Source organism: Agrobacterium sp. SUL3, assembly GCF_001263295.1.
In the GTDB taxonomy this organism is placed as follows: domain Bacteria; phylum Pseudomonadota; class Alphaproteobacteria; order Rhizobiales; family Rhizobiaceae; genus Agrobacterium; species Agrobacterium tomkonis.
In genome coordinates this window covers 354,555-367,655 of record NZ_KQ414501.1, presented here as the reverse complement: position 1 = coordinate 367,655, position 13,101 = coordinate 354,555, and the positions used below count along the sequence as shown (strand labels likewise).

Sequence of the window (13,101 nt, the reverse complement as noted above, 5' to 3'; positions counted from 1 at the left end):
TCAACGGTCCTGCCCATGAAGATCGCGATAGGCCTTTTGAGCGCCCGCAACCGGCAGCGCCGTCGCCTCATAGACGCCGCGCGCCACCGCTCGCGCCATCACGATCGTGGCGAGATGGCAGAGCTCGGCGAAATGAACGCCACCTTCAAGCGGCTTGTCGCCGGTCGCAGCCGCGAACATGGTGTCGCCATCGCTCGGCAAATGGGCAGGGAGAACCGCACGCGCCAGCCCGTCATGCGCCATGATGGACAGGCGGTGCGCCTGCGCTTTTGTAAGCGTCGCATCGGTCAGCACCGCGCCGATGGTTGTCGCCGTGAGATTGATCCCCTTGAGCCGCAGTGCGGTATGGTCCGGTTGGAAACGCTCCGGAAAACCGCAATCGCCGAATTCACCCTGCATTTCAAAAGGAGCGGACCAGAAATGGCGGCTTGTGCCGACCGTCGCGGAACCAAGCGCATTGACCGCGACGATGGCCGCCACCTTATAGCCGCCGGAACTGATGGCACTGGCCGAACCCAGACCACCCTTGAAGGTGGCGGTCGTCGCACCCGTTCCTGCACCCACCGTTCCAAGTTCGAACGCCTCGCGGCCTGCCGCCTTGAAGGCCGCATATCCCATCTCGCGATAGGGCGAATGCAGGCCCCAGCCCTTGTCGCCGCCATTCAGCAGATCCATCAGGATCGCCTGGGGCACGATGGGCACACGGGTGGAACCCACCTGCAACCCACGACCGATCTCACGCAACCCGGCCTGAACCCCGCCCGCCGCATCCAGCCCGAAGGCCGAACCGCCGGAAAGCACCAGGGCATCCACAGTTTCAACCGTCATCGCCGGGTCGAGCAGGCCGGTATCTCGCCCGCCGGGCGCACCGCCGAGAACCGAGCCGGAGGCGATGGCGGGCTTTTCGAAAACAATCGCCGTGACGCCGGAGCCGAGGGAAAGATCGGTGACATTGCCGACCGAAACACCGTCGATATCCGTGAGAAGATTGTTGCGTGTCGCCATGCCGTTCCCCTTTCCTCCCGGTATCCCGCCGCCGCAGGACACTGTCAACGCAAAAGGTGACGTGCCCGACCTTGGCGGAAAACCGTGATCAGGAGAAAACCGCCGTCCCGATAACCGGCGTCGAAGGAACAGCCATATCCCTCGGTTCCAACAGCCCGGAAAGAAATGCCTGATGGCCAGCCTCGATTGCACGGGCAAAAGCCTCCGCCATGCCGACCGGGTTACCCGCCCCGGCAACCGCCGTGTTGAGGAGGACGGCATCGTAACCAAGTTCCATAACCGTCACCGCATGTGACGGCCGGCCAATACCGGCATCGACGATCAGCGGCACATCGGGAAACCGCGCCCGCATCGATTTCAGCGCCGTCAGATTGAGCGGCCCCATGGCGCTGCCGATCGGCGCACACCATGGCATCAGCACCCTGCAGCCGGCCTCCAGCAGCTTTTCGCCCACGACAAGATCATCAGTCGTATAGGGAAAGACCTCAAAACCATCGTCGCAGAGGATTTTCGCCGCCTCCACCAGCGCAAAGACATCGGGCTGCAAGGTGTCGTGATGACCGATGACTTCGAGCTTGATCCAGTTGGTGCGAAACACCTCACGGGCCATCTTCGCCGTCAGCACCGCTTCCTTCACGGTGTGGCAACCGGCGGTATTGGGCAGGATATGGCGATCCAATTCGCGGATCAGCTCGAAAAACTGACCGCCTTTCTTGCCCCCCGCCATTTCCCGGCGCAGCGAAATCGTCAGAATATCCGTATTGCTGACCCGCACCGCATCGGCAAGCACAGCGGGAGACGGATAACGCGCCGTGCCAAGGAGAAGGCGGGACGCGACCTCACGGCCATAAAGCGTCAGCATGGCCTCAACCTCCCTGCATTGGCGAAAGGATTTCGACACGGTCGAACGCCTTCAGTTGATAATCGGCGCGCTCTTCCGAATGCACCAGCTCGCCATTCACTGCCGTCGCCAGCCACTCGCCTTCATATTCAAGGTTGGCGAGCAACCCGGCCAGCGTCTCGGCGGCAAGATCAAGCTCGTCGCCATTCACCAGAAGTTTCATGGTCCTTTTCCTTTTAAAAAAGAGTTTGGCAGACGATCTCAGCCGCCTTGCGCGCCATCGCCGGCGAGAGCAGAAAGCCGTGCCGGTACGCGCCGTTGATGAAGATGGTCCCGCCGTTTTGCGTGACATCAGGCAGATTGTCGGGATAGGCCGGGCGCACGCCCGCGCCGGTCTCGATGATTTGCGCCTCCGCAAAGGCCGGATGCACGGCATAGGCGGCATTAAGGAATTCCATCATCGAACGGGCGGAAATCGCCCCGGTATCCTCCGTCTCGATCATCGTCGCGCCCACCATGAAGCGGCCAGGCTCGCGCGGCACGATGTAAAGCGGTATGCGTGGATGCAGCAACCGGACGGGACGGAAGAAAGAAATGTCACGGGTGGCGAGACAAAGCATCTCTCCCCGCACGCCGCGAAGGTTGCAAATCTCCCCCACCGCCGCAGATCCGGTGCAATCCACCACCCGGTCGAACCGCTGTTCATCCACCGAAACGCCCATATGAAACGGCACACCCATCGCGCAAAGCCGCTCATGCAGCGATTTCAGAGCAAGGCGCGGATCGAGATGCCCCTCGCCCGGGAAATAAAGTCCGGACCGGAACCGGCCGGCAAGATCGGGCTCCAGATCGGCGATTTCGCCTTCATCCACCCAGCGATAGCCACTGGTCCGCGATGCAAAGCGCGATAGCTCCGCCTTGTCACGGACGGGTGCGACGACCAGCGTGCCGTTGCGGACCACCAGGCCGGGGGCCGCCTCGTCCCACCAGTCGAGCGCCGCCTGACCAAGCGTCAGAACCACCTCTTCAGCACTTTCACGCTCGCACCAGGGCGCCAGCATGCCGCCCGCGTAGAACGACGCCCCGCGAGAAGGCTCGGCATTGCGCTCCGACACCTCGACAGTAACGCCGCTCCGCGCCAGTTCGAAGGCCGCCGTCAGTCCGGCGACCCCCGTTCCCTTGACAAGGACGCGCATTTTATTCGGCATTTGCTGGCGTCGGAAGCGGCATATAAAGCTCGCCGCCCTCCTTGAAGCGGGCGGCCATCGCTTCCAGCCCCTCTTTCTGCGCCTCGGCGCGGATATCGTGGGAAATCCGCATCGAGCAGAATTTCGGTCCGCACATGGAGCAGAAATGCGCGACCTTGTGCGCTTCCTTCGGCAAGGTCTCGTCATGGAAGGAGCGCGCCGTATCCGGGTCCAGCGACAGATTGAACTGATCCTCCCAGCGGAACTCGAACCTTGCGCGTGACAGCGCATCGTCCCGCACCTGTGCCGCCGGATGACCCTTAGCGAGATCGGCGGCGTGGGCAGCGATCTTGTAGGTGATGACACCGACCTTCACATCGTTACGATCCGGCAGGCCGAGGTGTTCCTTCGGCGTAACGTAGCAAAGCATCGCCGTGCCAAACCAGCCGATCATCGCCGCACCGATACCGGAGGTGATATGGTCGTAACCGGGCGCGATATCGGTGGTCAGCGGGCCAAGCGTATAGAAGGGCGCCTCGCCGCAGGTCTTCAGCTGCTTATCCATATTCTCCTTGATCTTGTGCATCGGCACATGGCCGGGGCCTTCGATCATCACCTGGCAATCTTTCGCCCAGGCGATCTGTGTCAGCTCGCCGAGCGTCTCCAGCTCCGCGAACTGTGCGGCGTCATTGGCATCGGCAATCGAGCCGGGACGCAGGCCATCGCCCAGCGAGAAGGAGACATCGTAAGCCCGGCAGATATCGCAAATCTCGTCGAAATGCTCATAAAGGAAGCTTTCACGATGATGATGCAGACACCACTTGGCCATGATCGAGCCACCACGCGAGACGATGCCGGTGACGCGGTTGACGGTGAGCGGAATGTAATGCAGCCGCACGCCGGCATGGATGGTGAAATAATCCACGCCCTGCTCCGCCTGTTCGATCAGGGTGTCGCGAAACACCTCCCAATTCAGATCCTCGGCAATGCCGTTGACCTTCTCCAGCGCCTGATAAAGCGGCACTGTGCCGATCGGCACCGGCGAATTGCGGATGATCCATTCGCGGATATTGTGGATGTTGCGCCCGGTGGAAAGGTCCATGACGGTATCCGCACCCCAGCGGATCGCCCAGACCATCTTCTCCACCTCTTCCGCCATGGAGGAGGTGACGGCGGAATTGCCGATATTGGCGTTGATCTTCACCAGAAAATTGCGGCCGATGATCATCGGCTCAAGTTCCGAATGATTGATATTGGCGGGGATGATGGCGCGGCCTGATGCCACTTCCTGCCGAACGAATTCCGCCGTCACGTAGTCAGGTATATGCGCACCAAAGCTTTCGCCATCGCGGACCAACTTCTCCTTTGCCGCCTCGCGCCCGAGATTTTCGCGGATGGCGATGAATTCCATTTCCGGCGTAATGATGCCGGCCCGCGCATAAGCAAGCTGTGTCACCGCCTTGCCGGCCGTCGCCCTGAGTGGCTGGTGGCGCACGGTAAATTCGGGCGTCAGGCGCTCGCCGGTGGCAAAGCCGTTATCCTCCGGCTTGACGTGCCGCCCTTCATAAGTCTCGACATCGCCGCGCGCCATGACCCAGTCGTGGCGCAGTCGCGGCAGACCCTTTTCAATCAGAACGGGATGTGTGGGATCGGTATAGGGGCCGGAGGAATCGTAAACCGTCACTGGCGGTTCGCCGGCTGTCGGGTGCACGGCGATCTCGCGCATCGGCACACGGATGTGCGGATGCAGGATCCCTGGCTTGTGGATTTTCGTGGAAGCAGCATGCGGTCCGGTGGTGACCGAAAGCGGAAGATTCTTGGCAGCGATATTCATCTTGAGGCTCCAAAGTTTGACAGTGGAGACCCAGTTCGAGCCGGAATGATGGAAAATACCGAATTGCCGGAACGCGACGTCATACGCCCGCCCGACCTTCGGTCTTTGCACCGTCCCTACGCCAGTATGAACTGGATCAGGTTCAACGGGTCACTGCGCATGAAAGCAGAATCTCAGCCCCTTGACGGGACACCCCTGGTGAATGACCACAGGAAAAAACACCAGCCGCCTTTTGTCAAGGCCGCCGATCAACGCTTGGCAAAGGTGCGGGAATGGCGCATGCTGCCGTTAGTTGTAATTAACCTAACGGTTTAGGTGAATATTATCGTTTGCGACATAACGATAAGCACAAACCTTCCTAATGTTAATTTCATTGGAGATACGTCGGAATGAATGCGACTATTCGTGAAATACTGGCAAAATTCGGCCAGCTTCCCACCCCCGTCGATACGATTGCAGATGAAGCAGATCTTTATGCGGCAGGCCTTTCTTCCTTTGCATCGGTGCAATTGATGCTGGGTATCGAAGAAGCATTCGATATCGAGTTTCCCGACAATCTGCTGAACCGCAAGTCCTTCGCCAGCATCAAGGCCATTGAAGACACCGTTAAGCTCATTCTGGATGGTAAAGAGGCTGCCTGATGAACGTGACCGTAGCGCCGCAGGATGAAACGCTGTCCGCGCGCGCGGGCCGTGTAGCGACCATTTCCGCCAAACATGCAGACGAAGTGGATGTCACCGGCCGCTTCCCGCAGGAAGCTGTCGATGCATTGCGGCAGGAACGCCTGCTGGGTATCCAGGTCCCCTCCTGCCTCGGCGGCGAAGGCGCATCCCTGCAGCAAATCGCCGATATCTGCGCCCGGCTCGGCCAGGCCTGTTCGGCAACTGCAATGATTTTCGCCATGCATCATATCAAGCTGTCCAGCCTGGTGGAACACGGCGAGGCAAGCGCGTGGCATGCGGAGTTCATGCAACGCATCGCCAGCGAACAGCTTCTGCTCGGCTCGGCCACCACCGAAGGCGGCATTGGCGGCAATCTGCGCAACTCCATCTGCGCGATCGAGGTCGAAGGCGACTTTTGCCGGCTGGAAAAGGATGCCACCGTCATTTCCTATGGCAGCAATGCCGATGCGATCCTCATCACCTCGCGCGCCCACAAGGATGCCGCGCCGGCCGATCAGGTGATGACCGTTTTCCTGAAAAACCAGTACACGCTCGAAAAGACCCATGTCTGGGATACACTCGGCATGCGCGGCACCTGTTCAGACGGCTTTCTGTTCCGAGGCGAAGCGCCGGCGGCGCAAATTTTCCCGAAGCCGTTCGCGGAAATCGCCGCGCAATCCATGCTTGCAAGCTCGCATCTCCTGTGGAGCGCCGTCTGGTATGGCATCGCCTCGGATGCCGTGCTGCGCGCCCAGTCTTTCGTCAGAGCGGCGGCACGCAAATCACCCGGCACCGCCCCTCCCGGCGCGATCCGGCTTGCCGAGGTTTCCACCAAGCTGCAGGTTGTGAAATCCAACATCATCGCCGGCATCAAGGCTTACGAGGACACCAAGAGCGATGCCGAAAAACTGATGTCCATGGCCTTTGCTGTTGCCATGAACAATGTGAAGATCTGCTCTTCGGAAACCATTCTCGAGATTATCGATCACGCCATGCTGGTCTGCGGCATCATGGGTTACAAGAACGGCACGCCCTATAGCCTCGGCCGCCACCTGCGCGACGCGCACTCCGCGCGCCTGATGATTTCCAACGACCGTATTCTCGGCAATTCCGCCAATCTCCTGCTGGTTCACAAGCAGGACACCAGCCTCTTGGGATAAGACCATGGACATGCAAACATCGTTCCTCGATCGACTGTTCGAAGAAGGCCTGCTGATTGAAACGGGTGTGGACGGTCTTTATGGACGCAGCGGCCAGTTTGAGGACGTCATTGCCGCATTCGAGCGGCTGATTGACCGCACGGGCGCTGCCGATGGTGCCGAAGCGATCCGTTTTCCGCCTGGCATCAACCGCGCCTATTTCGAAAAAAGCGGCTACATGAAGAGCTTCCCGCAGCTGGCCGGCACGGTCCATTCCTTCTGCGGCTGCGAGCTTGACCATGTCAGCCTTCTCAAATGCATGGATGAGGGTGAAGACTGGACCAGGGACCAGAAAGCCACCGACATCGTGCTGACGCCGGCGGCCTGCTACCCCCTTTATCCGACGATCGCCAAGCGCGGCGCGCTACCTGCCGGCGGCGGTCTCTATGACATCCAGTCCTATTGCTTCCGCCATGAACCCTCCAAGGATCCGGCGCGCCAGCAGCTTTTCCGCATGCGCGAATATGTTTGCATGGGCACCGAGTCCGACGTCACCGAATTCCGCCAGACCTGGATGGATCGCGGCGTCGAAATGATGAAGGCGGTCGGGCTTGACGTCACCATCGATGTTGCCAACGATCCTTTCTTCGGCCGCGCCGGCAAGATGCTCGCCAACAACCAGCGCGATCAGAACCTGAAATTCGAACTGCTGATCCCGGTCACATCCACGACCAGCCCGACGGCCTGCATGAGTTTCAACTACCATCAAGATGCCTTCGGCCAGAAATGGGGCCTCAACCTCGCCAACGGCGATGTCGCCCATACCGCCTGTGTCGGTTTCGGCCTTGAGCGCATTGCGCTGGCGCTGTTTGCCCATCATGGTCTGGATGTGAAGAAATGGCCTGCAAAGGTCGTGGAAACCCTCTGGGGCTGATTATCCATGCGGCAGATTTTTCCCGGTCTCGATCCCAAAAACTACGTGCAGCACCCGCTCCATTCCTCCGAAAGAATGTGGCCGGAAACCAATTGCTACATTGATTTGTGGATCGAGGTTCTGGCCTCGAAAGGCTTAGCCCCGGAAGCCATGTTCGGCTTCACCCTCACGCAGGACTTTGAGGGTGACCAGTTCACCTTCTTCAAGGTGCCGCTGGAAGATCTCGAAGCGCTTTATGGCATTCGCGCCACCGAACTGGCGATCTTCGACCGGGTGGAAAACCACATTGAGGCGCAGCTGGAGCGCGGCCGCATCTGCCTGATCGAGATGGACAGTTTCTATATGCCCGACACCCATGGGGTGGGCTATCAGAAGGAACACGGCAAGACCACCGTCGCCATCAACAGGCTCGACCTGGCGAACCGGGAACTCGACTATTTCCACAATGCCGGCTTTTTCCATCTGTCGGGCGAGGATTTCGACGGATTGTTCCAGCACCATCTGGCCGAGACCGATCCGCCCTTCCTGCCCTACACCGAATTTGCGAAATTCGCAGACAGCGATCCGTCACCGGCCCATATTCGCAAGACAGCCGAGCGGTTGCTGAGATTTCATTTTTCGCGCCGGCCATCCGCCAATCCGGTCAGGGCTTTTTCAGCCGTGTTTCCGGCGCAGGTGGAAAAGGTTGCGGACAGGCCCTTCGGCTTTTTCCACAAATATGCCTTCAACACGCTGCGCCAGCTCGGCGCCAATTTCGAACTGGCGGCAAGCCACCTCGAATGGCTGGACAGGCAAGGTTTTTCCGAAGCAAGAGAGCATGCGCTGCGTATCTCGGAGGTCGCCAAGACTGTGCAATTCCAGCTTGCCCGCGCCGTCACCCGCCGCAAGTTCGATGCGCTGGCATCCGTGCTCGATCCGGCAGCGGACGCATGGGATGGTTTGATGGAAAGCCTTGCGGCGAAACTATCTGATGCCAGCGAGGCCGCGTGAGGACCTATTTTCCGGGCGAAAGCGAGGAATTGCTGAGTGAAGGCTGGACGCTGACACTAACGCCCGCCAATGCCTGCGAAACCCCGTCCGACATTCCGGCAGCGCTTGAAAGCCTGCACGTCTCCGTGCCCGGCACGGTGGCACAGGCCCTGGAGGAAGCCGGGAAATTCGATCGGTTTGCCCCTGTCGCGCTCAACGACAAGGATGCATGGTATCGGCTGACAATGATTTCCGATGCGCGGGAACGGGCCACGCTGCGCTTCGACGGCCTTTCCACCATTGCCGAAATCTTCTTCAACGGTGAGCTGATCGCCGCCAGCCAAAGCATGTTCGAAAGGCTGGAAGTGCCAGTCGCGCTCACTGGCGCGGACGAACTTTCGATCTGCTTCCGAGCACTTGCACCACGGCTCGAAAAGACCGGTCCGCGCGCCCGCTGGCGTCCGCAGATGATGAATACGCAAGGGTTGCGGCTGATCCGCACCACCGCACTCGGCTATATGCCCGGCTGGTGCCCGGAAATCCATGCCGCAGGCCCATGGCGGCCCATCAGCCTCATCAGACAGGAAAGCGTGCTTTGCACCCTGCGATCTTCACTTGACGATACCGGCAGGGGGAAGGTCAGCATCGTTCTCGAAGCGAACCGCGATATCCAGTCCGCACGGGTGATCTGCGCTGGTTACAGCATCAATCTTTCGAAGGGCGAAGACGGCAAACTCCTCGGCGAACTGCTTATACCCGGGGTCGAAATCTGGTGGCCGCACACCCATGGCAGGCCCGCACTGCACGACATCATTCTGGAGCTGGATGGCAAGCAACACAGGCTTGGGCGCACCGGTTTCCGCCAGGTGGAGATCGATCACGGCGAGGACGGCAACGGTTTCGGGCTCAAGGTGAACGGGGAACCCGTCTTCTGCCGCGGCGCGGTCTGGACGACGGCCGACATCGTGCGCCTGCCGGGAACACGACCGAATTACGAGCCATGGCTCAAAAAAGCTGCCGAAGCCGGCATGAACATGATCCGTATTGGCGGCACCATGGCCTATGAGACGCCGGAATTCTTCGGGCTTTGCGATGAACTCGGCATCATGGTCTGGCAAGACGCCATGCTTGCCAACTTCGACTACCCGGCAAAGGATGACGGCCTGCGCCAGCATATCGTTACGGAAATCTCGCAATTCCTCGAGGCGACAGCGCTTTCTCCATCACTCACCGTTTTCTGCGGCGGCAGCGAGATGTACCAGCAGGGCGCCATGCTCGGCCTGCCGGAACAGATATGGAAGGCGACGCTCACCGAGGAGATTATTCCGGATGTGATGGCTGAGAAACGGCCGGATGCGGCCTATGTCACCAACTCCCCCTCCGGCGGCGCGCTGCCATTTTTCCCCAATGCCGGGGTTGGTCACTATTATGGTGTGGGCGCCTATTGCCGTCCGCTGGAAGATGCCCGCCGCGCCGATGTGCGCTTTGCTGCCGAGTGCCTGGCCTTTTCCAATATTCCCGAACAGGAAACGCTGGACAAATATCTTCCCGGCGTGGCCGTGCATGATCCACGCTGGAAAGCTCGCACGCCGCGCGATCGCGGCGCGTCCTGGGATTTCGAAGATGTTCGCGATCATTATCTGAAGCTGCTTTACGACGTTGAGCCGGACGTTCTGCGACGCGAGGACGGCGGGCTTTATCTCGACATGTCACGCGCAGCAACTGCCGAGGTCATGGAAACGACCTTCGCCGAATGGCGGCGCAGCGGTTCCTCTTGCCGGGGTGCGCTGGTCTGGACCCTGCAGGATCTCGTTCCCGGCGCTGGCTGGGGTATCATCGACGCCACCGGCCGGCCCAAATCCGTCTGGCACGCGCTGAAAAGAGCGTTCCGCCCCATCCAGCTCAGCCTTTCCGATGAAGGCACCAACGGGCTGGATATCCATCTCATCAACGAAACCGGCAACGGCTTTGAAGCCATGCTGGAGCTGACCTGCCTGCGCGACGGCATGCAGCCGGTCGTGCACGCCAAACGCCCGCTGACGCTTTCACCGCGGCAGAGCCATATAATTGCCGCAACAGATTTGTTCGGCGCTTTTTTCGATACGACCTATGCCTATCGTTTCGGCCCGCCATCCCATGATGTCACGGTCGCCCGGCTTCGTGATGTCGCAACCGGGCTCGTCATCGCCGACGCCTTCAATTTCCCGCTCGGCCGGAAAAAGGCGCTGCATGCCGCCAATCTGGATCTGGATCTCAGCGAAACCAACGGCAACTGGTCGCTCGAAATCGGTACAGATCGTCTCGCGCAATCCGTCCACGTATCGGCGGAAGGCTATGGTGCTTCGGAAAACTGGTTCCACCTCGCCCCCGGCGAGAGCAAGACAATCAATCTTATGCCGGAGGCCGGAACAATCGAAACGCCACCTTCCGGAGAGGTGGTATCACTGGGTTCCGGCCGACGCTTCTCCTTTTAGAGCCAGCCGTGTCACCGCATCGATAAAGATCGTTTTTGCTTCCGGTGTCGAAAGATTGTGGTCGGCATCGGCAATAATTGTCAGCGATACGTTGTGATAGGCAGAAAGCCCGCGACCATCGGCATCGAAATAATAGCGGAAATGCTCAAGCCCGTCGTCATTGTCGCTGTAGAGCAGGCTGACGGCGGTGCCCTTTGCCTTGAGTGAATCGAAAGCTCCGTATACGGCGCGCCCTTCTTCACTGCCCCGGCGGAACAGCCTTGCCGTTTTTGTCGAGAGCTTCTTCATCGTCGCCTTGACGATGTTCAGCCCGGCACTGACAACATCCACATCGCCGCTGAAGAGACGTTTGAATGTCGCCCCCTGGCGAAAACGCTGGCTGTACTCCCCAAACGAGCGCGGCCGCTTGTGCAAGGCTTCATCCACCGAGCGGCCTTTCTGCCAGTGGAAGACGACCGGATTGACCGCAGCTACTGCGCTGATCCGAGCATCCGCAAGCGCGCCGTTAAAAGCGAGATAGGCGCCGCTGCACCGGCCGGCCGCGATGAAGGGACCTTTGCCGCGCCGCTCGAGAAAATCGAGGGCGGCAGAGACATCGTCATTCTGCGAGACATCGTAAAGAACCTGATCCGGAACGTTTTTGACCGGCGGGCTGTCGGCAATATTGGCCGCATCGAAGCGCAGCGAAGCGACGCCGGCACGCGCAAGTGAACGGGCGGTCTGCACGGAAAGCCTGCCCCAGCCCGCATGCCGGTCATAGGCGGCACCAAGCAGAAGGACAGAAGAAACGGCTTGCCGATGATCCGGCTCGCAAAAGATGCCGAAAAGCCGTCCGCCCTCGCCAAATTGCACCGGCTGTTCGAGAAAACCCTGGCCGCGCTGCGGAGCGTTGATGGTGAAATCTTCCGGGAGTGCCGCGGGGTTCCCGACATGGGTCTGTGACAAGACCCAATCCACCAGTCGGTTCACGACATCGCTTGATATTTTCGAAAGCGTCGGGCTGGAAACGAGATCGTCATAACCCGAAAACGCCGCCTCCTTCACCTCACCGCCAATCGCCGCAAGATGTCTGGCGAGATCACTGTCGGTCACCCGACCGGCTCTCGCAAGCACAAGGACATTGCGGGTTGGAACAGTTTCGAGACTGGAGAGATTGATCTTCTTGATCGTATCCGCAACACCTGCCGGCATGGTCATTCCGGCGATCGCACCGGGCTGTGCCGAACGTTGCCCCGGCAACAGACCAAGACCATCATCAATCATGGAAGACCACATCGCCAATTCACGCAGATAGGCGCGACCGGAGACGACCGGCGCCAGAAGAGCCATGGAACCGATGGCGGAAGCGCCGGCAAGTGCCTGAACTGCAATCGCACAACCAAGACCCTGCGCGACGACGACAACCCCCGAACAGCCGGAAAGACGCTTCAGATACTCAAACGCCGCGCGCGTGTCGGAAAGCCAGTCCGCCGCCCGACCGACATCTTCCGGATCGAGCGCGTCGCCTGAGCCAAGATAGTCAAAACGCAGGCTGGCGACGCCGGAAGCGGCCAGCCGCTCGGCCAGAACGCGCTGGAACTTACGGCTGCATAGCTCTTCCATTCCCCACGGGCTGACGAAAAGAACCGCATGATCCCGTTGCACATCTTTGCGCGCCGGATGAAAAATACCGGCAAGCCCTTCAAAAGAAACAGGATGCGCGATCGTCCCATCCGCTGCAATGTCGAAAAGCTGCCGTGACTCAAGGGGAGGTTCGCCGCCTGCACGCTCTGAAATATCTATCGCCATCGACCTTGCCACTATTGCGCCAGCGTCTGGCTCAACCACTACGGGATCACTATACCCAAGTGTCTTAACGCCTGTTCTACACTAAAAACAATAATATTAGAGAATTCTAAAAATACTGTCGCATTTATATCGATTGCGACACACGGGTTGCAAAAGCAATCTTTCAGTGTGGCGGGTAAGCCTCGGTGCGGATGCTATTTTGCTCGAAACCGCTTGAATATACTGATAAATAGCGAGTCACGTACCTATTTGCAGGAGGAGCTTGCGC

Annotated in this window: 11 protein-coding genes and 1 riboswitch; of the genes, 5 read left to right on the top strand and 6 right to left on the bottom strand. The window is 59.7% G+C overall.

What is annotated here, in order from left to right:
* From AKG12_RS11040 to thiC, 5 genes are all read right to left on the bottom strand, one after another.
* Positions 1–1,005, bottom strand: a complete 1,005-nt coding sequence (locus AKG12_RS11040; protein ID WP_052818800.1) for a P1 family peptidase — start codon at positions 1,003–1,005, stop codon at positions 1–3.
* Between the two features lie 88 nt (positions 1,006–1,093).
* The gene (locus AKG12_RS11035; protein ID WP_052818798.1) at positions 1,094–1,867 is read right to left on the bottom strand and encodes a thiazole synthase; all 774 of its coding nucleotides are present in this window, start codon (positions 1,865–1,867) and stop codon (positions 1,094–1,096) included.
* A gap of 4 nt (positions 1,868–1,871) precedes the next feature.
* Positions 1,872–2,069, bottom strand: coding sequence for a sulfur carrier protein ThiS (gene thiS, locus AKG12_RS11030; protein ID WP_052818796.1), 198 nt, complete (start codon positions 2,067–2,069; stop codon positions 1,872–1,874).
* 13 nt (positions 2,070–2,082) lie between these two features.
* Entirely contained in the window at positions 2,083–3,042 is a 960-nt protein-coding gene (gene thiO / locus AKG12_RS11025) for a glycine oxidase ThiO (RefSeq protein WP_052818794.1), read from the bottom strand.
* A 1-nt stretch (position 3,043) separates the two neighbouring features.
* Positions 3,044–4,867 (bottom strand): phosphomethylpyrimidine synthase ThiC, encoded by a 1,824-nt coding sequence (thiC, locus tag AKG12_RS11020; protein ID WP_052818793.1) that lies wholly within the window; start codon positions 4,865–4,867, stop codon positions 3,044–3,046.
* Positions 4,868–4,962: 95 nt separating this feature from the next.
* Positions 4,963–5,074, bottom strand: a riboswitch (TPP riboswitch).
* 182 nt (positions 5,075–5,256) lie between these two features.
* On the opposite strand from thiC, the gene AKG12_RS11010 reads away from it, so the two are divergent.
* From AKG12_RS11010 to AKG12_RS10990, 5 genes are read left to right on the top strand one after another with little or no spacing between them, the layout of a single operon-like run.
* Positions 5,257–5,508, top strand: coding sequence for an acyl carrier protein (locus AKG12_RS11010; protein ID WP_003504852.1), 252 nt, complete (start codon positions 5,257–5,259; stop codon positions 5,506–5,508).
* Positions 5,508–6,689 carry an acyl-CoA dehydrogenase family protein gene (locus AKG12_RS11005; RefSeq protein WP_052818790.1) on the top strand — a complete coding sequence of 394 codons (1,182 nt, stop codon included), beginning with the start codon at positions 5,508–5,510 and terminating at the stop codon, positions 6,687–6,689. Before AKG12_RS11010 ends, AKG12_RS11005 begins: the two co-directional genes overlap by 1 nt.
* 4 nt (positions 6,690–6,693) lie before the next feature.
* On the top strand, positions 6,694–7,602 hold the full coding sequence (locus AKG12_RS11000; protein ID WP_052818789.1) for an amino acid--[acyl-carrier-protein] ligase: 909 nt from the start codon (positions 6,694–6,696) through the stop codon (positions 7,600–7,602).
* A 6-nt stretch (positions 7,603–7,608) separates the two neighbouring features.
* The gene (locus AKG12_RS10995) at positions 7,609–8,592 is read left to right on the top strand and encodes a DUF1839 family protein (RefSeq protein ID WP_052818788.1); all 984 of its coding nucleotides are present in this window, start codon (positions 7,609–7,611) and stop codon (positions 8,590–8,592) included.
* Positions 8,589–11,045, top strand: coding sequence for a glycosyl hydrolase 2 galactose-binding domain-containing protein (locus AKG12_RS10990; RefSeq protein WP_052818787.1), 2,457 nt, complete (start codon positions 8,589–8,591; stop codon positions 11,043–11,045). Before AKG12_RS10995 ends, AKG12_RS10990 begins: the two co-directional genes overlap by 4 nt.
* Here the strand turns inward: AKG12_RS10990 and AKG12_RS10985 are convergent.
* Positions 11,013–12,833 (bottom strand): serine aminopeptidase domain-containing protein, encoded by a 1,821-nt coding sequence (locus tag AKG12_RS10985; protein WP_197283315.1) that lies wholly within the window; start codon positions 12,831–12,833, stop codon positions 11,013–11,015. The two genes, AKG12_RS10990 and AKG12_RS10985, sit on opposite strands and share 33 nt — an antisense overlap.
* Between the last annotated feature and the right edge of the window lie 268 nt (positions 12,834–13,101).

What these genes read in the sequence shown, in the direction of transcription:
- AKG12_RS11040 (WP_052818800.1), bottom strand. Translation starts at nt 1,005, where the DNA reads ATGGCGACACGCAACAATCTTCTCACGGATATCGACGGTGTTTCGGTC.
- AKG12_RS11035 (WP_052818798.1), bottom strand. Translation starts at nt 1,867, where the DNA reads ATGCTGACGCTTTATGGCCGTGAGGTCGCGTCCCGCCTTCTCCTTGGC.
- thiS (WP_052818796.1), bottom strand. Translation starts at nt 2,069, where the DNA reads ATGAAACTTCTGGTGAATGGCGACGAGCTTGATCTTGCCGCCGAGACG.
- thiO (WP_052818794.1), bottom strand. Translation starts at nt 3,042, where the DNA reads ATGCGCGTCCTTGTCAAGGGAACGGGGGTCGCCGGACTGACGGCGGCC.
- thiC (WP_052818793.1), bottom strand. Translation starts at nt 4,867, where the DNA reads ATGAATATCGCTGCCAAGAATCTTCCGCTTTCGGTCACCACCGGACCG.
- AKG12_RS11010 (WP_003504852.1), top strand. Translation starts at nt 5,257, where the DNA reads ATGAATGCGACTATTCGTGAAATACTGGCAAAATTCGGCCAGCTTCCC.
- AKG12_RS11005 (WP_052818790.1), top strand. Translation starts at nt 5,508, where the DNA reads ATGAACGTGACCGTAGCGCCGCAGGATGAAACGCTGTCCGCGCGCGCG.
- AKG12_RS11000 (WP_052818789.1), top strand. Translation starts at nt 6,694, where the DNA reads ATGGACATGCAAACATCGTTCCTCGATCGACTGTTCGAAGAAGGCCTG.
- AKG12_RS10995 (WP_052818788.1), top strand. Translation starts at nt 7,609, where the DNA reads ATGCGGCAGATTTTTCCCGGTCTCGATCCCAAAAACTACGTGCAGCAC.
- AKG12_RS10985 (WP_197283315.1), bottom strand. Translation starts at nt 12,833, where the DNA reads ATGGCGATAGATATTTCAGAGCGTGCAGGCGGCGAACCTCCCCTTGAG.